General features: G+C 53.3%; 16 protein-coding genes. 11 read left to right on the top strand and 5 right to left on the bottom strand.

The annotated features are described in order from the left end of the window. Positions 1-6 precede the first annotated feature (6 nt). Genes UNDYM_RS18665 through UNDYM_RS18675 form a run of 3 tightly spaced genes read right to left on the bottom strand, consistent with a single transcriptional unit; the run spans position 7 to position 1,751 of the window. On the bottom strand, positions 7-1,254 hold the full coding sequence (locus UNDYM_RS18665; protein WP_197740922.1) for a PBSX family phage terminase large subunit: 1,248 nt from the start codon (positions 1,252-1,254) through the stop codon (positions 7-9). Then, complete coding sequence (locus UNDYM_RS18670; protein WP_162042379.1) at positions 1,244-1,564, bottom strand: hypothetical protein; 321 nt, start codon at positions 1,562-1,564, stop codon at positions 1,244-1,246. The genes UNDYM_RS18665 and UNDYM_RS18670 overlap by 11 nt, the downstream gene beginning before the upstream one ends. Then, positions 1,557-1,751 carry a hypothetical protein gene (locus UNDYM_RS18675; protein WP_162042381.1) on the bottom strand — a complete coding sequence of 65 codons (195 nt, stop codon included), beginning with the start codon at positions 1,749-1,751 and terminating at the stop codon, positions 1,557-1,559. Before UNDYM_RS18675 ends, UNDYM_RS18670 begins: the two co-directional genes overlap by 8 nt. A gap of 704 nt (positions 1,752-2,455) precedes the next feature. On the opposite strand from UNDYM_RS18675, the gene UNDYM_RS18680 reads away from it, so the two are divergent. Continuing rightward, positions 2,456-5,989, top strand: coding sequence for a CHASE domain-containing protein (locus UNDYM_RS18680; protein ID WP_162042382.1), 3,534 nt, complete (start codon positions 2,456-2,458; stop codon positions 5,987-5,989). Here the strand turns inward: UNDYM_RS18680 and UNDYM_RS18685 are convergent. After that, complete coding sequence (locus tag UNDYM_RS18685) at positions 5,980-6,783, bottom strand: AraC family transcriptional regulator (RefSeq protein ID WP_162042383.1); 804 nt, start codon at positions 6,781-6,783, stop codon at positions 5,980-5,982. The genes UNDYM_RS18680 and UNDYM_RS18685 overlap by 10 nt on opposite strands. A 94-nt stretch (positions 6,784-6,877) precedes the next feature. Here UNDYM_RS18685 and UNDYM_RS18690 point away from each other — a divergent pair, with 94 nt between their 5' ends. From UNDYM_RS18690 to UNDYM_RS18735, 10 genes are all read left to right on the top strand, one after another. Continuing rightward, the gene (locus tag UNDYM_RS18690; protein WP_162042384.1) at positions 6,878-8,086 is read left to right on the top strand and encodes an NAD(P)/FAD-dependent oxidoreductase; all 1,209 of its coding nucleotides are present in this window, start codon (positions 6,878-6,880) and stop codon (positions 8,084-8,086) included. Positions 8,087-8,551: 465 nt separating this feature from the next. Continuing rightward, entirely contained in the window at positions 8,552-10,750 is a 2,199-nt protein-coding gene (locus UNDYM_RS18695) for a TonB-dependent hemoglobin/transferrin/lactoferrin family receptor (protein ID WP_162042385.1), read from the top strand. A gap of 12 nt (positions 10,751-10,762) precedes the next feature. Further along, positions 10,763-11,875: a hemin-degrading factor gene (locus tag UNDYM_RS18700; RefSeq protein ID WP_174244956.1), complete on the top strand. Its 1,113-nt coding sequence runs from the start codon at positions 10,763-10,765 to the stop codon at positions 11,873-11,875. Continuing rightward, complete coding sequence (locus UNDYM_RS18705) at positions 11,863-12,798, top strand: hemin ABC transporter substrate-binding protein (RefSeq protein WP_232063544.1); 936 nt, start codon at positions 11,863-11,865, stop codon at positions 12,796-12,798. The genes UNDYM_RS18700 and UNDYM_RS18705 overlap by 13 nt, the downstream gene beginning before the upstream one ends. Continuing rightward, positions 12,795-13,880: an iron ABC transporter permease gene (locus tag UNDYM_RS18710; RefSeq protein WP_162042386.1), complete on the top strand. Its 1,086-nt coding sequence runs from the start codon at positions 12,795-12,797 to the stop codon at positions 13,878-13,880. Before UNDYM_RS18705 ends, UNDYM_RS18710 begins: the two co-directional genes overlap by 4 nt. A gap of 14 nt (positions 13,881-13,894) precedes the next feature. After that, positions 13,895-14,710 (top strand): ATP-binding cassette domain-containing protein, encoded by an 816-nt coding sequence (locus UNDYM_RS18715; RefSeq protein ID WP_162042387.1) that lies wholly within the window; start codon positions 13,895-13,897, stop codon positions 14,708-14,710. A gap of 37 nt (positions 14,711-14,747) precedes the next feature. Continuing rightward, positions 14,748-15,140, top strand: a complete 393-nt coding sequence (locus tag UNDYM_RS18720) for a VOC family protein (RefSeq protein ID WP_162042388.1) — start codon at positions 14,748-14,750, stop codon at positions 15,138-15,140. Continuing rightward, positions 15,133-15,993, top strand: a complete 861-nt coding sequence (locus UNDYM_RS18725; RefSeq protein WP_162042389.1) for a ChaN family lipoprotein — start codon at positions 15,133-15,135, stop codon at positions 15,991-15,993. The genes UNDYM_RS18720 and UNDYM_RS18725 overlap by 8 nt, the downstream gene beginning before the upstream one ends. Positions 15,994-16,024: 31 nt before the next feature. Further along, positions 16,025-16,297: a hypothetical protein gene (locus UNDYM_RS18730; protein WP_162042390.1), complete on the top strand. Its 273-nt coding sequence runs from the start codon at positions 16,025-16,027 to the stop codon at positions 16,295-16,297. Between the two features lie 72 nt (positions 16,298-16,369). Next, entirely contained in the window at positions 16,370-17,593 is a 1,224-nt protein-coding gene (locus UNDYM_RS18735) for a DUF2325 domain-containing protein (protein WP_162042391.1), read from the top strand. 153 nt (positions 17,594-17,746) lie between these two features. On the opposite strand, the gene UNDYM_RS18740 is transcribed toward UNDYM_RS18735, so the two are convergent. Continuing rightward, positions 17,747-18,670: a LysR family transcriptional regulator gene (locus UNDYM_RS18740; RefSeq protein ID WP_174244994.1), complete on the bottom strand. Its 924-nt coding sequence runs from the start codon at positions 18,668-18,670 to the stop codon at positions 17,747-17,749. Positions 18,671-18,844: the final 174 nt, after the last annotated feature.

Consider the following 18,844-nt stretch of genomic DNA (forward strand, 5'->3'; position numbering starts at 1 on the left):
CATCCTCTATGCATAAGTAAATTTAGGGTAAGTCAGTTTGCCGCCCCATTCTTCGTTCGACATCGCTTCTGCATTGATACAGATATAGCGCAAGTTGTCTGCACCATGGCTGAACTCATCATGCAAAGGCGCGCCAGCTTCATTCGTGCTTTGGTTGATCACGCGGCGATAACGCTTTGCGCATTCAATCAGGCGCGCAGTTTTGTCCGCATCAAACCACAGGCGTCCAAATGTCATGCGCGTCAGGCGTATGCCATCTTCGACGCTCATGCTCGGCGTGATCGCCACATCCCAGCCCAGAGCCGTCATGATTTCTTCTGCGCTCTTGCCAGTCTTGAAGTCCTTGTTGCGGCCATCATGAGGTAAAAATAATTTTCCCCAGTTCATATTTTTTTGCTTCAACAAGGCTGAGTAATAATCCAGAGTCTGATGACTGTCTTCCAGGTATTCAATCACCCGCAATTCAGAGCTTTGCCTTTGCACCAGGCTGATAGCCATCGCATCATTCCAGCCCAGGTCAACCACCACATGCACTTTCAGCATGGGGTCATACGGCACATGACAAATCCTGCCCTGTGCCCCAGCCACTTCGTGGTAATAAATCGCCCCACTGACTGCCGGTTTGCATTCACCATCCCAGATATTTTTATAAGCTTCGGGTTCACGCTGCATGCAGGTTTGTCTTTCTCTTTCCAGCACTTCAGGGAACCAGGGATTATCACGCCAGTTCATCAAGATCGAAACACAGTCATGCGGTGGTCTTGCGACAAAACGCTGGTGGGTAGGATCAGTTTCCAGCTCCGGGTTATAAGTCACCCAGATTTCTGATCCAGCAGTGCGTATCGTCGGTATCAAAATACTCCATGACCTGTCCGACACACTCTGACCTTCTTCTATCCATACCTTGGTGCAACCTTCAAAAGACTTGATACTATCGGCCGTCTGCTCAGACAAGCCGCTGAAATAAAAACGCGTGCCATTCATGCCGCGAATTTCTGATTCATACACCTGGTAGAAATAACTCAATCCCAGCGCGGCAATCTGGTCACGCAATAACTGATGCACAGATTGCTTGATCGATTTTTGCAACTCACGTGCGCATAAAATCCGCTCCACATTCTGCACACCCAGCAACAACAAGGCGCGGGCAAAACCCCAGGACTTGCCACTGCCGCGCCCACCACGCGCCACCTTGTAACGCGCTGGCTGGAATAGAAATTCCAGCTTTTCAGGAAACTCACATTCAATCTGCATTCGGCTTGACCAGTTTTATGGCGATATCGCTAATCAGATGTTCGCCGCTTTCTCCAGCCCCATTCACTTGCAGGGGTAAAATCTTCAGATACAACACTGTCCAGAAGGCTTTTTCATTGGTTGGGTCTTCTCTTGCCCATTGTGCCAGGCGCATGGCCCCGCCCAGTTCTTCGCCAGCTTTGGCAATCGCATCCCTGACCGTCAATGTAGATTGACTGACTGCTTTCTTTGGCCGTCCGCGCGTCTTGGCAGCAGGCTTTGCTACCATCTCAGATGCAATAGCAGCCTTCACAATTTTGCTTTCACTCATCTATTTTCAGGATGCCTTGCGGCTTGTCCTGCTCCAGGTTGATCGGCATTGGTCCGCCCGGGAACCATTGGCAGCGCAACTGCACGGTCTGCACAGACCACAATTGCAGGCGCACATTCCCATGATTCCCGTCAACGCCCAAAAAAGATTTACCTGTCTGCTGCTTCGCGTTCAGTATGGTCAGCACTATGTGATAGGGTGATACGCTTGCAATCACAAACAGGTAAAAGCATGTGCGCCAGCACGAACAAATTGTGTGGCGCGATTCTGTCAATTTTCTGCATTCATGAACAAAATTCGTGAACAAAACGCAGAAAACAAAAAGCCCCGCTGCTTTACAGTAGCGGGGCCAGATCAACTCTAACAAATCAAATTCTTCAGGACGCAAATCGCCCTGAACAATACTATACACTGATTATTTAATCAGTACAAATTTTTATTATTAAATTAGAGTACGCAGGCGCATCAAGAAAACAACATCTGAATTCAGCCCGGCACACGCATTAACAAAAATAAAATAATCAATAAAAACAATGCCTTAAAAACCAAAAACCCCACTTTTCACAAAGCAGGGTCCGTGGTTTTTATCTGAGGGATATTACAAAATAGCAATAGGGCGCAACTCGCCCTGAACAACACTATACACTGATTATTTAATCAGTACAAATTTTTATTAAGCTTATTTCTCATGCCTATTTTCTCCATAAAAACAGCTGGCGCAGCAAGGAACCAAGCCTGATTGGGCACACAAGCAAGCATGCAGACAAAGCGCAAATTCGTTCAGATGAATAAAATCACAATGACTTGCTTTCGGTCATATAATTATTCAAAGCAAATTTTTCGCTTTGAGGTGTTCACCATGGGGAGCCAGGTATTTTGCCCACATCGTCCTTGAACAATGTCTCCTCTCTGCTCGCGAGGAATCTGCTACTGGCTTTCGTCTATATCCTGTTTGGACGCATCGCCCTGTTGCTAGCGATTCCTCCCGGCTATGCCATTGCCGTCTTTCCACCGGCGGGCGTGGCAGTGATTGCCGTGTTAACGGGTGGATACCGTCTGCTACCTGGCGTGGCTCTGGGTTCATGTCTCTTCAATCTGTGGATAGGCTGGGAAAGCCAGGGTCAATTGACGCTCACAAATACCGGCCTGGCCCTGCTGGTTGCCACTGGCGCCATGCTGCAGGCCATGAGTAGCGCTTATCTGCTGAAACGCTTTGTTGGCTATCCCGCTGCGCTTGATGACGAGCGCCATGTTGCGCTTTTCCTGTTGCTCGCTGGGCCGGTTGGCTGTCTCGTCAATGCCAGTGCAGGCATCTTTTCCCTGTTCACCCTGGGCCTGTTGCCAGCAGCAGACATGTTTGGCAACTGGCTTACATGGTGGATCGGCGACATTCTTGGTGTCCTCATTGTCGCCCCTCTGGTGATGATACTGATTGGACATCCACGCACGATCTGGGCATCGCGCCGCGTTAATGTGGGTGTGCCTCTGCTACTCACACTGTCCGTCGTCGTCTCCGTCTTTCTGTATGTACGTGAATCAGAAACAGACCGGCAAAAACAGGAATTCGAAGCCGAGGCCAGCCGCATGGTGCAAGCCATACAGCAGCGCTTCGATTTACAGAGTGAATTACTGCGCAATCTGGAACGCTTCTTTGCCAGCACTGATCATGTCTCCAGATTAGATTTTCAAAGCTTTGTCGGCTCCACCCTGCAAAGAGAAAGCACTATCATCGCCGTCGATTGGGCGCCCCTGGTCATGCAAAGTGACAGATCAGCATTTGAAGCCAGGCTGAGAAAAGAAGGTGAGGCTTCCTTCATTATCAAACAAGGCAGTACTCAGGGCCTGCTCGTTCCCGCCACTAGACGTGAATTTTATCTGCCCGTTGAATTTGTCGAGCCTTATCTGGCCAACAAGCCAGCACTTGGTTTTGACCTGCTTTCTGAACCTGGCCGCAGGGTCGCCATAGAACGAGCACGCGATTATGGTCATTTGAGTACCAGCTCCCCTGTCAGCATCATCAACACAGAAAGGGCAAGAAATGTCACTGGCAGTCTGATCTTCGCCCCCGTCTATACCCGGCATCTGCCCGTTTCTACCAAGGAAGAGAGACGTACGGCATTTCGAGGCGTTGTACTCAGTGTCTTGCATGTAGACGACCTGATCCGGCATATATTTGGCGAAGACATACGCAAGCAGATACAGTTCCGCCTGCGTGATCTCAACAGCGCTGCCGACAAGGCAGTTATGTATGACACTTTGGAAAAAAGTCAGGCAAATACCGTGTTTCGCAGCACCATCCTGTTTGGTGACCATGAGTTTGAATTCAGTGCCCAGCCTTCCCCCGCCTACTGGCAATTGCACCGGTCCTGGTCAGCCTGGGCGACCCTGATAGGTGGCCTGTTCTTTACCAGCCTCGTCAGCGTCTATCTGCTGGTAGTCAGCGGCAATGCCTTTCATATCGAGCACAAAGTGCAGCAGCGCACACTGGAGCTGCAAGCCAGCAAAGAAGAACTGATCCGCAGTGGCCTGCTGTTGCAAACCGTCATGGAGGGTACGGAATCCTATATCCATGTCCGCGATCTGGAAGGACGCTACCTCTACATCAACAAAAAATATGAAACTGTCTTCCAGATGAAACGCGAACAGTTAATAGGTAAAACCATAGAAGACGTATTCCCCTATGAGCTCGCAAGAAAATACCGCAGTGCCGAGCAGACCGTCATCACCACCAAGATAGCCTTGCGTACCGAAGCCATGGTGCAACAAAAAGATGGCATGCATACTTATCTCGTCGTGCGCTCCCCGCTCATCAATGCCGACGGCGAGGTCTTTGGGGCCTGCGGTGTAGGTACCGACATTACCCAGCGCAAACGCGACGAAGTCGCCCAGTATGAAAACCTCATGCTGCTGCAGGCGGTCATGGACAGCACCGCCTCTGCCGTTTGCCTGCGTGACAAAAACGGCAACTACCTGTATGCCAACAAGGAATACGACAGACTCTTCAAGCCCGCCAATATCCCCAGCCTGATAGGCACCAGCGTCTATTATCTCTTCTCGCGCGACAAGGCAGAACAATACATGCGCCTGTCAGATGAAGTCATCAGGCAGGGAACCACACACCGTACAGAAGTCGCCGTTACTGCTGGCGGCATCAACACTACCCACATCCTCATGCTCACGCCCCTGCGCAATGAATCGGGTGAAATTTATGGTGTCTGCACGGTAGGTACCGACATCAGCCAGCGCAAGCAATCAGAAGAAGCCATCCTCGCTCTGAATGCTCAACTGGCTGCCACCACCGCCCTGCAAAACGCCATACTTGATAGCGCCAATTTCTCCATCATCGCCACCGACACCGCAGGCCTGATACAAGTCTGGAGTAAGGGAGCAGAACTCATGCTGGGTTATAGCGCGGCAGAAATGATAGGCCTGCAAACCCCACTCTGCCTGCACGAAAGATCTGAACTGACCAGCCGTGCCGCCAGGCTCAGCCAGGAATTCGATACCCCGGTAGCTGCCGGGTTTGCCGTATTTGCCCTGCGTGCACTGCATGGCATGGCCGATGAAAGCGAATGGACTTACAAGCGCAAAGACGGCAGCCGCCTGCCCGTCATGCTATCAGTCACAACCCTCAGAGACAGCGAGGGAGAAATATCCGGCTTCCTCAATATTGCCTACGACATCACCGAGCGCAAAAAAGTCGAAGTCATGAAAAACGAATTCATATCCACCGTCTCGCATGAATTGCGAACCCCACTAACCTCGATACGCGGTGCCCTGGGTTTGCTCATGGGCGGCGCACTGGGTAAAATGCCAGACAGCGCAGAAAAAATCCTCGACATCGCCACCAAAAATTGCCAGCGTCTGGTCAGGATGATCAATGATATTCTCGATGTAGAGAAAATAGAATCAGGCAAGATGGAATTCAACTTCGCCCGGGTACATTTGATCCCTGTGCTGGAACAAGCCATCGCCGCCACCGTGGCCTATGCAGAACAACACCAGGTCATCCTCAAACTGCAGACGGAAGTCAAAGACGACATCGTCAGGATAGACACAGACCGCATTACCCAGGTGCTCATCAACCTGCTCTCAAATGCCGCCAAATTCTCCCCTCAGGGTGCCACTGTCGATGTGCTGCTGACATCTCAACCAGGCCAATTGCGGGTTGCCATCATCGACCAGGGCATAGGCATAGCCGACGAGTTTCGTGATCGTATCTTCCAGAAATTTGCCCAGGCAATATCTTCTGATTTCAACAAAAAAAGCGGCACTGGTCTGGGCCTGAGCATCTCCAAGGCCATTGTGGAACACCATGGAGGGCAAATTGGTTTTACCAGCGTCATCGGCCAGGGCAGTGAATTTTTCTTTACGCTGCCAGTCAGCGACGTGCTTGATGATACGCAGGATAACCATCAGACCTGAGAAAAATATTTACCAGGTGATTGCCCAAAATAGCGCTTGAACATCGCAATAAAATTGCTTGGCGTTGCATACCCCAGCGCATCGGCAACCGTCGCCACAGCATCCCCCGCAGCCAGTCGCTCCAAGGCATGCAAAAGCTGCGCCTGCTGGCACCACTGACCTATACTCATCCCCGTCTCTTGCTGAAAGTGACGGCTCAAAGTTCGCCCGGACATGCAAGCCACACGCGCCAGCTCAGGCAGGCTCAGGCTGACACCCGGTTGCGCCAAAATCATCGCGGTCAATTCCCGCAAGCGTAGACTGGCAGGCATCGGTAAATGCAAAGCCTCGTGCGGTGCCTGACGCAATTCATCCAGCAACACTGCCATCACCGCCTTTTGCTCTCTGCCCAGCTCCTCAAGCACAGACCAGGTGGCAGCGCGCACCACCAATGCACGCATCAAATCATTGACGGCAACGACACAAGGCTGTGCAGGCAAAGCCGCACTCGCTGCCGCAGTCAGCAAGACACTCCAGCCGCTCATGGCCCCGCTAATACGCACGCTATGCGCCTGCTCCGGCGGTATCCAGCCCGCCCTATGTGGTGGCAGCAACCATGAGCCATGCCGCGTGCGCACATATATCAGGCCACTCTCTACACAAAACACCTGCCCACGTGCATGGCTATGCCAGTCATATTCGCGCGTGCCCAGCAAAAACTGGCTATCGGCTTCAGCCTCTCCCTCGGTACGCAAGGCGATCAAGTCCGGGCCGTTCAGCCAGTCGCTATAGTCAGGAGCAGTTTTTGATGACATGGCAAGAATTCAGTATTTATTGTCAAAATAAGCTTATCAAGCAAACTCTTTTTTGTCCAATAATCACTACATGAGCAACCAGACACTATCAATCATGACTACGTCGCTTCATATTTGCATCATAGGTGCAGGCCCAGGAGGCCTCTGCCTCGCACAAGGCTTGAGAAAACATGGCATCAGTTTTGAAGTTGTCGAGAAAGACGCAGCCCTCGCCAGCCGCAGCCAGGGCTACCGCCTGCGCATAGACCACACAGGCCAGACCGCCCTCGCCGCCTGCCTGCCGGCAGATCTATACGATTATTTCCAGCGTACCTGCGCATTACCTTCAGCACAGGTCAATACGCTGAATACCCAGCTAGAAACACTTGCAGACAAATGGGTCAAAGACTGGCGGCTCGACAAAACTGGCACAGACGCCGCACCCGACCTCAAAGCCGACCGCCTGGCTCTACGCGAAGTCCTGCTCACTGGCCTGCAAGAGCATGTGCACTTCAATAAGAACCTGAGTGACTATACAGAACAAGCCAATGGCAAAATCCTCGCCCGGTTTGAAGACGGCAGCAACTGCCTGGCAGACATACTCGTCGCAGCCGACGGCATCCATTCCCGCGTACGCGCATTGCGCTTCCCTGATCTGACACCACAAGATACAGGTAGCATCTGCATCTACGGCAAGACCGCATACAGCACAAAGATCACAGTGCAAGTCGCGGCAGAATTACAAAACGCCACCACCATCATCTTTGCAAATGAAATGGCAGCGGTCATTGACGCTATGAAATTTGACAATGCAAAAAGAAGTAACACAAACTCTGGTCTGATTAGCCCGGTCAGCAACTATCTCTATTGGGCCTTGATAGGCAAGCGCAGCAGCTTTGGCTTGCAAACCGATCAGCCCTTGCCAGCCACCGGCCTGACCATACGCAACTGCCTGACTCAAACTACCGCATCATGGGCAACCAAACTACAGACACTGTTCCAGCTAACACCAGCAGAAGCCCTGGCCCTGCTACCAGTCAGAACGGCCCGTACCATGCCAGTCTGGGACACTCATCGCATCACCGCCTTAGGCGACGCCAGCCACGCCATGAGTCCCGCCAGCGGCCTCGGGGCCAACTCCGCCCTGTATGATGCGGCTGCCCTGGCAAACGCCATCCGGCAAATCCATGCGGGTGCCATCACTATAAAAGATGCCATCAGAAACTACGAGAAACAGGTCAGGCAACACAGCTTCGCCGCCGTATCAGCATCGCAAGAGGGCAGCACGCAATTATTCGGCAGCGAGGATAGGCCTTCAGACTGACATATCCCGACAAACCAACATCAAGGCCAATCCAAGTAAGCCAATCATTTCAACTCTTAAAACAGATATTTTTCTGTGAAAACAGTTTTAACCGCGAGCAATCAGCCCGGACAATGGCTCTCTGCTCGCGGCTAAAAGCCGCTCCTGCAGCGCGGTAAAGCTTTCATTAAAAAGCAGTGGTACTAAGCAATAAACTTGATGCTCCGCTCGTAAGCTCATACCCACAAGACCCACCACCCTCCCTCAAAGCCCGCTTATAAAAATATTCCGACCGCACTTGCAACTGAGAATGATTCTCATTTATAATAAACTCGATTAAAATATATTAGTCGTAAAAACTCCCCTTTTTACGATGCTCCCAGCCTCAAGCACGATGCAATGAACGTGCGGGCTATGGAGCTGACCATGATACGCACCAGCCAGTCGCCGCTAGCCAGTGTCCAATTTTTAAAATTAGGAAACACGATGCTAAGCAAGACGCAAATCGCCCTGGCGCTGGGTATGGCATGGGGCATGGCTCCGGCAACTACTTTTGCACAAACTCCAGGCCCGGTTCCACCGACAGAAGCAACTACTCTCAAAGACATTACTGTCACCTCTACGCGTACCGCCAGGACAGTCGATAGTGTGCCAAATACCGTCACCGTCATCCCTGCATCCAGGATAGAGCAAGAAGGTGGCCGCGACATCAAGGACCTGTTCCGCAATGAACTCGATATCAGTGTACGTGCTGCCCCTACCCGCTTTACAGCGGCTGGCAGCTCCACTGGTCGTGCTGGTAATGAAGGCATCAATATTCGTGGACTGGAAGGTAACCAGGTCTTGATGCTGGTTGATGGTACGCGTGTACCGGATAGTTTTTCGTTTGGCGCATTTGCGACAGGCCGTGGTGATTTTCTTGAACTCGATGGCATCAAGGCAGTAGAAATTTTGCGAGGCCCTACCTCCACACAGTTCGGTAGCGATGGTCTGGCTGGTGCAGTCAGCTTCCGGACGCTGGACCCGTCTGATTTGCTCAAAAAAGGCCAGTCTTTTGGTGGCTTCGTACGTTCTGGCTATGGCACAGTCGATCGCTCATGGCGCAATACTGCCGCTATCGCTGGCGACAACGGTAGCTGGCAAGGTTTGCTGCTGGTCAGTGACCGTCGTGGTCATGAAACAGAAAACCGTGCAGACAATGACGCAAAAAACGTCAACCGCACAAAACCAAATCCAGTAGATTTCAATGCCCAATACCTGCTGGGTAAGGCAATCTTCAAAATCGATGGCAACCAGCAAATCGAAGCCAGCGTAGAAGCACAAAAACGCACGCAGGATACTGATGTTTATTCTGCCCGCGCCATCCCGCCACTGGCATCCACCAGTACCCTGGACCTCGATACCCGCGACAAGGTAGAGCGCAATAAACTCAGCCTAGCACACCGCTATAGAAACCTGAATTCCAGCTGGTTGCACAATGCCGAGACACGCCTGTACTGGCAAGATGCCAAGGTCAGCCAATACTCTGCCGAAGACAGGAACACCGCTGCTGACCGCACCCGCGACAACCACTACAACACCAGGATCGTCGGCCTGTCCAACATCATGGAAAGCAATTTCTCCGGTGCAGTTGAACAAAAACTCAGCTACGGCTTTGACTGGAACCGCACAGAAGTCACCGGCCTGCGCGATGGCACGGTAGCGCCTTTTGGCGAAACTTTCCCGGCCAAGCCTTTCCCTGATACGACTTACACAGTCACAGGCGCCTTCATCCAGGATGAAATCGAAGCAGGCAAGCTGAGCATCATCCCCAGCCTGCGTTATGACCACTACAAACTTGCACCATCGAGTGCAGGTTACACAGGCGGTGCAGTAGCCACCTTGTCCGACAGTGCAGTCACACCACGCCTGGGCCTGGTATGGCAACTCGACGCTGCCTTTGCACCTTATGCACAATTCGCCAAGGGCTTCCGTGCACCTACTCCTGACCAGGTCAATAATGGTTTCACCAACCTGGCATCCGGCTACACCAGCATAGGCAATTCACAACTGAAAGCAGAACGTGCTGACAGCTTTGAGATTGGCTTTCGTGGCAGAGTGCAGGGTTTGCGTTATTCCTTCGCCGCATTCGACAATAGCTACAAAGACTTCATCAGTCAGCAGGTAGTGCGCGGCACTGGCACTGCAATCGACCCGCTGGTATTCCAGTACATCAACCTGGCCAAGGCGCAAATCCGTGGTGCAGAAGCCCGTGCAGAATTGCAAATCGACAGTAACTGGCAAGCCACTGCTGGTGTCTCCTACACCAAGGGCGACAGCGAAGTTGCCGGCGTAAAAACGCCACTCGACACCATCAACCCAATGAAATTCCTGGCAGGCCTGCGCTATGAAACAGCAGCCTGGGGCGCACGTGGGCAATTCCAGCATCATCAAGGCAAGCAGCTCGACAGAATCGCACCTGCAGCAACAACACAGTTTGCACCAGGTTCTTACCACATCGTTGATCTGGGTGTGTACTGGAGGCCCATGCCAAACCTGATAGTCAATGTCAACCTCAACAATGTCTTTGATACCAAATACTGGGCCTGGTCTGATGTACGCGGCCTGGCTGATAACACCAACGTCAAAGATGCTTACACCGCCCCTGGCCGGAATGCCCAGGTATCAGTTCGTTACGACTTTTAAGAAGGAATCGTCATGCCAGCCCAACATTTGAACCCGCAGCAAAATGCTAAAGTACGTGAAGAATTCGCCAGCATGCGCCGCGAGAAAAAAGCCAGACATCGTGACATCGCAGAAACTTTGGAGATCAGCGAAGGCGAGCTGATCGCCGCCCACGCAGGCACAGCAGCCATAGAAAGCAACTGCCTGCTGCGTGCCACCTGCCTGCGCGCAGAGTGGCCAGAAATTATCGCCGCGGTAGAAAGCCTGGGCGAAGTCATGGCCCTGACACGCAATCCTTCCTGCGTCCATGAAAAAACTGGCAGCTACAGCAAAATTAGTAATAATAATCACATTGGCCTGGTGCTGGCAGGTGAAATCGATTTGCGGATTTTTTATCAACAATGGGCATTTGGCTTTGCCGTGACAGAGCAAACAGGAAGCGGCGAAGAACGCAGCGAGCAAAAAAGCCTGCAATTCTATGATGCTACCGGCACTGCCATCCACAAGATTTTCATCAAGCCACAAAGCAATGTAGAAGCGTATGAAGCCCTGGTCGCCAGCTTTGCCGCTGTTGAACAGCAAACCGGTATCCAAACAAAAGATGCCGCAGAAAAACTGCTGGAACTGGCTGACAAGGACATCGATGTCACCGGCTTCCGTCAGGCCTGGGCATCCTTGCGTGATACTCATGAGTTCTTTGGCCTCATGAAAAAATTTGCCGTGACGCGCACCCAGGCCTTGCGCGTGGCTGATGCCCGGTTTGTCCAACAAATTGATGTCAGCAGCTGCCAGGATTTATTGCAGGCCGCTGCTGCTGAAGCTGTACCCATCATGGTATTTACCGGCAATGTCGGCATGATACAAATCCATTCCGGCCCGGTCAGCAAGATTGCCAAAATGGGGCCGTGGGTGAATGTGCTCGACCCACGCTTCAACCTGCATCTTCGTGAAGACCATATCGCCAGTGCATGGGTCGTCAAAAAACCAACCACAGATGGCCTCGTCACATCACTGGAATTGTTTGATGCCGACGGCGAAACCATCGCCATGTTCTTTGGTGAACGCAAACCCGGCAAGCCAGAACTCTGCGAATGGCGCGCATTGATCGACAACCTCTTGTCAGAAAGCCAGACATGCGCAGCATAAGCCCAACAAATCGCTTGCGCAGGCAGGCATTGATGCAACTTGCTAGCCTGGCGGGTTTGGCTGGCTCCAGCATGCTGGCACCGTGGGCACAAGCCGCAACCGGCAAAGGCAAGCAGCGCATCATCAGCGTAGGCGGAGCAATCACCGAGATCATCTTCGCCCTCAATGCCAGCAATGACCTGGTTGCCGTCGATACCACCTCCAACTTCCCTGAGAGCGTGCAAAAACTGCCTAACGTCGGTTATGCCCGCGCCCTGTCGGCAGAAGGTGTACTGGCCCTGGCCCCTACCCAGATCATCGCCAGCGAAGATGCAGGCCCGCCTGCCGTGATACGCCAGTTGACATCCTCCGGCATACCACTGGCGGTCTTGCCTGCGCATCACAAGTTTGAAGGCGTGCTCGACCGCATCAAGCAGATTGGTGAACTGACTGGCACACAAGCCCAGGCAGCTACCCTGATGCAGAGCCTGCAGCAGGAATGGACCAGGGTCCGCATGCCAATAGAGCAGCGCAAGGGCAAAGGCCCCAAAGCCGTATTCATTCTCGCTCATGCACCTAACCAGATCATGGTGGCAGGTCGTGAAACCGCTGCCCATGCCGTGCTTGAATATGCAGGTGCCAGCAATGCCTTGACTGCGGCCAATGGTGGCAATGGCAGCAGCGGTTTCAGTGGCTACAAGCCTTTGACACCAGAAGCCATGATCGCCGCCCAGCCTGACATCATCCTCGTGACTGACCAGGGCCTGAAAGCCTCAGGCGGCATAGAGTCTGTGTTGAAATTGCAGGGTGTGGAACAAACACCGGCAGGCCGCAAGCGCCGCATACTGTCACAAGAAGCCATGCTCATGCTGGGCTTTGGGCCGCGTCTGCCGTCGGCGATCAGCCAGCTTGACAGTGCCATCATCAAGGCCATGCAGGCATGAAAGCCTCGGTAACTGTGTCTGGTGAATTGCCACCAAGTTTGCAGGCAAAGCTTTTGCAAAGCGGCAGGCCTGGCCTGCTGCTGGTGCTGGGTATCTCCCTGCTTGCCGCTTTGCTACTGAGTGTGCAATTCGGTGCCGTGCCTGTCGCATTGCAAGACTGGCTGACCCTGCTAGACTTCAGCGACGACCAGACTTTGACAGGCAGCAGCTATGTCTTGTGGAATATCCGCCTGCCGCGTGCCCTGTTTGCCGTGCTGGTGGGTGCTGCACTCGGCATGTCAGGTGCATTGACGCAAGGCTTGTTCCGCAACCCGCTGGCAGATCCCAATTTGCTGGGCATTACTGCCGGTGCGGCTGCGGCTGCGGGTTTGAGTATCGTTGTCCTGTCAGGCATGCACTTGCCTATTCCCATGTCATGGCGTATGTGGATCTTGCCGGTCACTGCGTTCAGCGGCGCACTGCTGGTTTGCTTTGCACTTGATCGTGTGGCGCGCTGGATTTCACCTGGTTCCATCGTTGGCCTGCTATTGACAGGTATTGCTTTGAATGCCCTGAGCGCTGCCGTACTGGGTCTGTGCACTTACCTTGCAACGGACGAACAATTGCGCAACCTGAGTTTCTGGACCCTGGGTTCCCTGGCAGGTGCGAGTTGGCTGGCTGCTAGCTTGCTATTGATGTTGCTGTTGCCAGCTTGGTGGTGGGTCAGGCGCATGATCAGCGCCATGAATGCCCTGGCCCTGGGCGAAGCTGCGGCTGCCCATGTCGGCATCGATGTACGCCGCCTGCGCAGCCAGGTCATTGTACTGGTCGCGGTACTGACCGGGTTTGCGGTAGCCTGGTGTGGCATGATAGGCTTCATCAGCCTGGTTGCACCACATCTGGTGCGCACCATGGGTGGGCCAGATCAAAGACAGGTGATACCACGCTCCATGCTCATGGGTGGTTTTCTCTTGCTGCTGGCCGACACCGTGGCACGTTGCATCGCCATCCCGGCTGAAGTGCCAGTGGGTATTTTCACGGCCCTGCTGGGCAGCCCTTTCTTCCTGATCCTGCTGCGTAATGCACGTAGTCGTTTAGCCTGAATAGGCTACATATCATGTTAATGAAAACCACCACACAACAGGGTTTGCTTCAGCTTGACGCCGTCTGCGCCAGGCTGGGCAAGAAAGATTTTGGGCCCTTTAATATCAGCATAGGCAAGGCAGAAAAAGTCGCCATACTCGGCCCCAGCGGTGCAGGTAAATCCACGCTACTGAAACTGCTGTCCCGTGAATTGAAAACCAGCAGCGGCGACATCACTTTTCAGTCACGCCCGCTGGCAAGCTGGTCCTTGATGGAACTCAGCCGCCTGCGCGCCGTCCTGCCGCAAAACAGTGATGTGGCCTTTGGTCTGGAGACTGATCTGGTCATCAGCCTGGGTCGTGTCAGCCGTGCGCATGATCCTGATCTGGCAAACATAGTCAGGCAAGCAGCGGCCATGGCCCATGCAGCCCATTTGCTGGGCCGTCGCTTTGACAGCCTCTCTGGCGGCGAACAGGCACGCATACAACTGGCGCGCATCTTTGCCCAGTTGTGGGACCAGCGAGACGGCCTGATACTTGTCGATGAACCGCTGGCAGCACTCGACCCCGGCCTGCAATTTGACCTGCTCGCCAGCCTCGAAGAATATGCGACAGAACGCCAGCATGCCATCGTCGCCATCCTGCATGACATCAACCATGCGATGCAGGCGTTCGAACGTCTGCTGTTAGTAAAAAATGGCCAGCTCGTTGCTGATATCGCCAGCAACCGCGAAGCAGTACCAGCGCTGGAAGACTTATACAATATTGCTCTGACTTGCATGCACAATGAAGAAGGTGATTTGCTGGTCACCCCCTTGCGCGCTTCATCCCGCGCCAGGAAAAGCGCATAGCAAACCATATTGCCGATTATTGCCGATAAGAGAGATCATGCAAAAACCAAAGATGCAAGAAATCAAGGCCTTTGTGCCTGCTAAAAATTTTGAAACATCCCAGGCCTTTTATCAAGACCTGGGCTTTGAAGTCGTCTTTAGTGAAGATGGCATTGCCCATCTCAAATATGCACAATGCAGCTTCATGCTGCAAGAGTTCTATGTCGCTGATCACACCAATAATTTCATGATGCATATCCTGGTAGATGATGTCGGCATCTGGCACGAGTTCATCGTCTCATCCGGCATTGCAGAAAAATACCAGGTGCGCCTCACCCCAGTCGTTGAACAGCCTTATGGCATGCGCGACTTCACACTCACGGACCCTAGCGGCGTCCTGTGGTTCATAGGCCAGGAAATTGACACAAGGGATACATGTAGCAATGCGTAAATTAACTCGTTTCACCAGTGCAGCCGCTGCCCTGGCCTTAGCCAGCCTTTTATCAGCATGCGCGACCCAGGCTGAAAAGCCAGTGAGTGGCAGCAAGATATTGTTATTGGGCGAAGTTCACGACAATCCAGACGGGCATGCACAACGCTATGCCGACCTGCAAAAACTGGTCGTCGCAGGCTGGCGTCCCGCCATCGCCATGGAACAATTCGACCGCGAAAACCAGGCCGAACTGACCCAGGCACAGGCAACTTGTAATGATGCAGACTGCATCATCAGCAAAGTCGGCAACAAACGCTGGGAATGGCCGCATTATCGCCCCGTGATCCAGCTCGCCATTGATTACAAACTGCCGTTGCTGGCAGCCAACCTGTCCCGTGCCGATGCTGCCCGCGTCATGCGTGAAGGCTATGCCGCAGTACTCGACAAGAACATCATCGCCAGCTACGAGCTCGACCAGCCTTTGCCTACCGTGGTAGTCGATGGCCAGCGTGCTGCGATGGAAAGCGGCCATTGCGGCAAGATGCCAGACAATATCGTCCCCAGCATGGTCAGGGCACAAGTTGCGCGTGATGTCGTGATGGCCAAGATCGTCACTGAAAACGCCGACCGCGGTGTCGTCCTGCTGGCTGGCAATGGCCACGTCAGGCGCGACCTGGGTGTGCCGGTATGGCTGCCTGCCAGCCAGCAAGCCAGCCTGCAAATCCATGGCTATGTAGAAACAGATGACAGCAAATCGGGAGGCGCGTCTATTGCGTCAACTGCATCCATCTACGACGTCAGCCACGTCGTCAAGACGCATACCCGACCTGATCCATGCCTGAGTATTCAAGCACCTAAAAACACAAATTAGAACCCAACTTAAGCCTAGCGCAGAGGAACACATGAAACATCAGCAATCAGCCAACGCTTGCCAGCACCTCGGTCTGGCCTCAAGCAAAGTCGGCGAAGTCATGATCTGCCCTGAATGCGGGGTAGTCCACCTGTCTTTGAACCATGTGTCCCTGCGCTTTGATGTCGAGGCTTTCCGCGTGCTCGCCTATATGCTGGCAGAAGCGCAGTTGAACATAGAAAGTTACGATACACGCCTGTCCAAAACCCCTGAAGCGCCTCACGCCACCGGCTTTGAAATAGCACCGGGTAAAAAAATGCACTAAGCAAATCATTAAGCAAATCATCAAGCAAGTTTATGCAACATCACTGGTCAGAAGCATCAAGAGGAGTACCGTATGTGTGAACATGACAAACATAGTATTGCATTAACACCAGAAGCCACACCGGTAGGTTCACGCCGTCGCCGTATCTGGGATTTGACGCATGAATGCCATTGCCCCGTCATCGGTGTCTGCATACCCCTGACGACCTTGCGACGCATCGTTAACAAGGCCATGAATGGCCAGGCCATTGCCGAAGACTATGAAATCCATGTCGGCGCGATTGCAGAATGTGGTCGCCGCAACCGCCTGTCAGAAGCCATACAGCAAGAGCTGGAGCAACGCTATGCCCGCACCATACAAGAGTTTCGTGCAGCCAAGACAGTAGAAGCCGTCACCCGCCTGTGGCTGGCCGCAATCGACAAAGGCGATGTCGCTGGCGCATTCTGGGCCGCACTGACACACCCGCGTTGCGACGCCGATTTGCAAGACGGCTTATGCCGCGACATGCACATGCTGCAGCACCAGGCCGGTGCCAGCGTACGCATCGATATCGCCCGCTTCAATGCCCTGCTTGAACAAAACAAATTACTGACCCGCGAACTGGGCCGCGTGCAGGAAAGACATAATCGCGCCCTGGCAGAAAAGACCCGCGAGATAGAAAAACAAAACACCCAGTTGATACAACTGCGCGCAGAAAGTATAGGCAAGGACAGCAGCATCCATTTCCTCAGTTGCGACATCGCCGCGCTGAAAGCAGAAATCCCCGAACTGGAAACCCGCCAGCGCCTGCTCAAGAAAATCGAGCAAATGGCTGAGCGCCAAACCGAAACAGAAAACCAGGTACGCGAGCTAAAACAAAAACTCGCAGAAGCCAGCAAAGCCGTCGCCGACATACAGGAACAGGCAGCCGAGCAAGGCAGACAACAGCCAGAAGAAAAAGTCTATCCCATCACCCTGCACCTGAAGCAAAAAACCGTCCTATGCGTAGGTGGCCGCAGCGGTAATGTCCCCACCTATCGCGACCTCATAGAACGCATAGGCGGCCGCTTCGCCCACCATGATGGTGGTCTCGAAGACAACCAGAGCCTGCTCGACGCCAGCCTGGCCGCCGCCGACCTCGTCATCTGCCAGACCGGCTGCATCAGCCACACCGCCTACTGGCGGGTCAAGGATTTCTGCAAACGCACTGGCAAGCGCTGCGTCTTCGTAGAAAACCCCAGCGTCTCATCACTTGCACGCGGGTTGGAAAAATTCTCGGAAGATGAGGTAGCAAATACAGAAATGTCCAGTCAATAAAACACGCGCAATCCCCTGTAGGAGCGGCTTCAGCCGCGAACAGCAAGTGCAGCAATGCCCGCACTACTTATGGCCAATGCAGCAAAGCATTCGCGGCTAAAGCCGCTCCTACAAAGAACAAAACATGCCCGTGCCTGTCCAGCAACAATGCACTCAAATCAACTCTATACTCTGCAAATTCAAATAACTACTCTCCCGTATCGTCGTCACAAAATCACTGAGATAAGCCTTGGCCGACAAATCCGGCAGGCAGGCTGCGTACAACCTGCCAGTCAAACCATCCGCAGTAATGCGCTTGGGCAGTACATAATCGCGGTTTACATAGTTTTGGGCGGCCCACACCGGCAGGGTAGCAATGCCGCGCTTGCTGGCGACCAGTTGCAGCATGGCGACTGTCAGCTCGGTCGTGCGGCGTGTGGTGTCTATACCGGCGGGCTTCAAGACCTGGCGTACCACGTCCAGCATTTCATCCGGCACGGGATAGGTAATCAGGGTATCCGTCGCAAAATCCTGCGCCACCAGATAATCCCGCGTCGCCAGTGCATGGTCTTTGGCGATCAAGGCAATGATCTCGAAGCGGAACAAGGGGTGATAAGCCACGCTCTCATCCGCATCCATTTCTGACACAATCGCCACATCCGCCTTGTGGCTGTACAGCAACCCGACCGGGTCCGCCTGGAAGCCGGACACGATATCCAGCTCCACCTCAGGCCAGCGCTGGCGGAATAAATCCATCGCGGGCATGAGCCAGTCAAAGCAGGTATGGCATTCAACCGCGATACGCAATTGCCCCGCCACACCCTGGGCCATGCGAGCCAGGTCGCGCTCGCAATTGGCGACTTGCGGCAGGACACTGTCTGCCAGCTGCAGCAGGCGCTCACCCGCGGGCGTGAATCGTATGGGTGTGGTCTTGCGCTCGAACAAGGGTGTGCCGTGATGTTCTTCCAGCAACTTGATCTGGTGTGACAGTGCTGATTGCGTGACATTCAACAGAACCGCCGCACGCAATAAATTGCCAGACTCACGCAGGGCATGCAGGGTTTTCAGGTGGCGTAGCTCTAGTATGGATTGCATGATCTCTGAGCCTTGCAGGCCTCATTATGAATAAAATTCAAGATGATTCTTAAAATATGTCGTTTGAATCATAGTCAATTCTAACCCATCATGCTAGCACCCATAGGACTTTTGCAAAATTCCCCCAGCCGCCTTATTGCGGCCAGGTAGTTTTGCAAAAGTCCTCCCACGATAGGA

The sequence above is a fragment of the Undibacterium sp. YM2 genome (genome assembly GCF_009937975.1).
GTDB lineage: Bacteria > Pseudomonadota > Gammaproteobacteria > Burkholderiales > Burkholderiaceae_D > Undibacterium.

What these genes read in the sequence shown, in the direction of transcription:
- UNDYM_RS18695 (WP_162042385.1), top strand. Translation starts at nt 8,552, where the DNA reads ATGCTAAGCAAGACGCAAATCGCCCTGGCGCTGGGTATGGCATGGGGC.
- UNDYM_RS18700 (WP_174244956.1), top strand. Translation starts at nt 10,763, where the DNA reads ATGCCAGCCCAACATTTGAACCCGCAGCAAAATGCTAAAGTACGTGAA.
- UNDYM_RS18715 (WP_162042387.1), top strand. Translation starts at nt 13,895, where the DNA reads ATGTTAATGAAAACCACCACACAACAGGGTTTGCTTCAGCTTGACGCC.
- UNDYM_RS18705 (WP_232063544.1), top strand. Translation starts at nt 11,863, where the DNA reads ATGCGCAGCATAAGCCCAACAAATCGCTTGCGCAGGCAGGCATTGATG.
- UNDYM_RS18710 (WP_162042386.1), top strand. Translation starts at nt 12,795, where the DNA reads ATGAAAGCCTCGGTAACTGTGTCTGGTGAATTGCCACCAAGTTTGCAG.
- UNDYM_RS18725 (WP_162042389.1), top strand. Translation starts at nt 15,133, where the DNA reads ATGCGTAAATTAACTCGTTTCACCAGTGCAGCCGCTGCCCTGGCCTTA.
- UNDYM_RS18690 (WP_162042384.1), top strand. Translation starts at nt 6,878, where the DNA reads ATGACTACGTCGCTTCATATTTGCATCATAGGTGCAGGCCCAGGAGGC.
- UNDYM_RS18730 (WP_162042390.1), top strand. Translation starts at nt 16,025, where the DNA reads ATGAAACATCAGCAATCAGCCAACGCTTGCCAGCACCTCGGTCTGGCC.
- UNDYM_RS18670 (WP_162042379.1), bottom strand. Translation starts at nt 1,564, where the DNA reads ATGAGTGAAAGCAAAATTGTGAAGGCTGCTATTGCATCTGAGATGGTA.
- UNDYM_RS18720 (WP_162042388.1), top strand. Translation starts at nt 14,748, where the DNA reads ATGCAAAAACCAAAGATGCAAGAAATCAAGGCCTTTGTGCCTGCTAAA.
- UNDYM_RS18685 (WP_162042383.1), bottom strand. Translation starts at nt 6,783, where the DNA reads ATGTCATCAAAAACTGCTCCTGACTATAGCGACTGGCTGAACGGCCCG.
- UNDYM_RS18665 (WP_197740922.1), bottom strand. Translation starts at nt 1,254, where the DNA reads ATGCAGATTGAATGTGAGTTTCCTGAAAAGCTGGAATTTCTATTCCAG.
- UNDYM_RS18735 (WP_162042391.1), top strand. Translation starts at nt 16,370, where the DNA reads ATGTGTGAACATGACAAACATAGTATTGCATTAACACCAGAAGCCACA.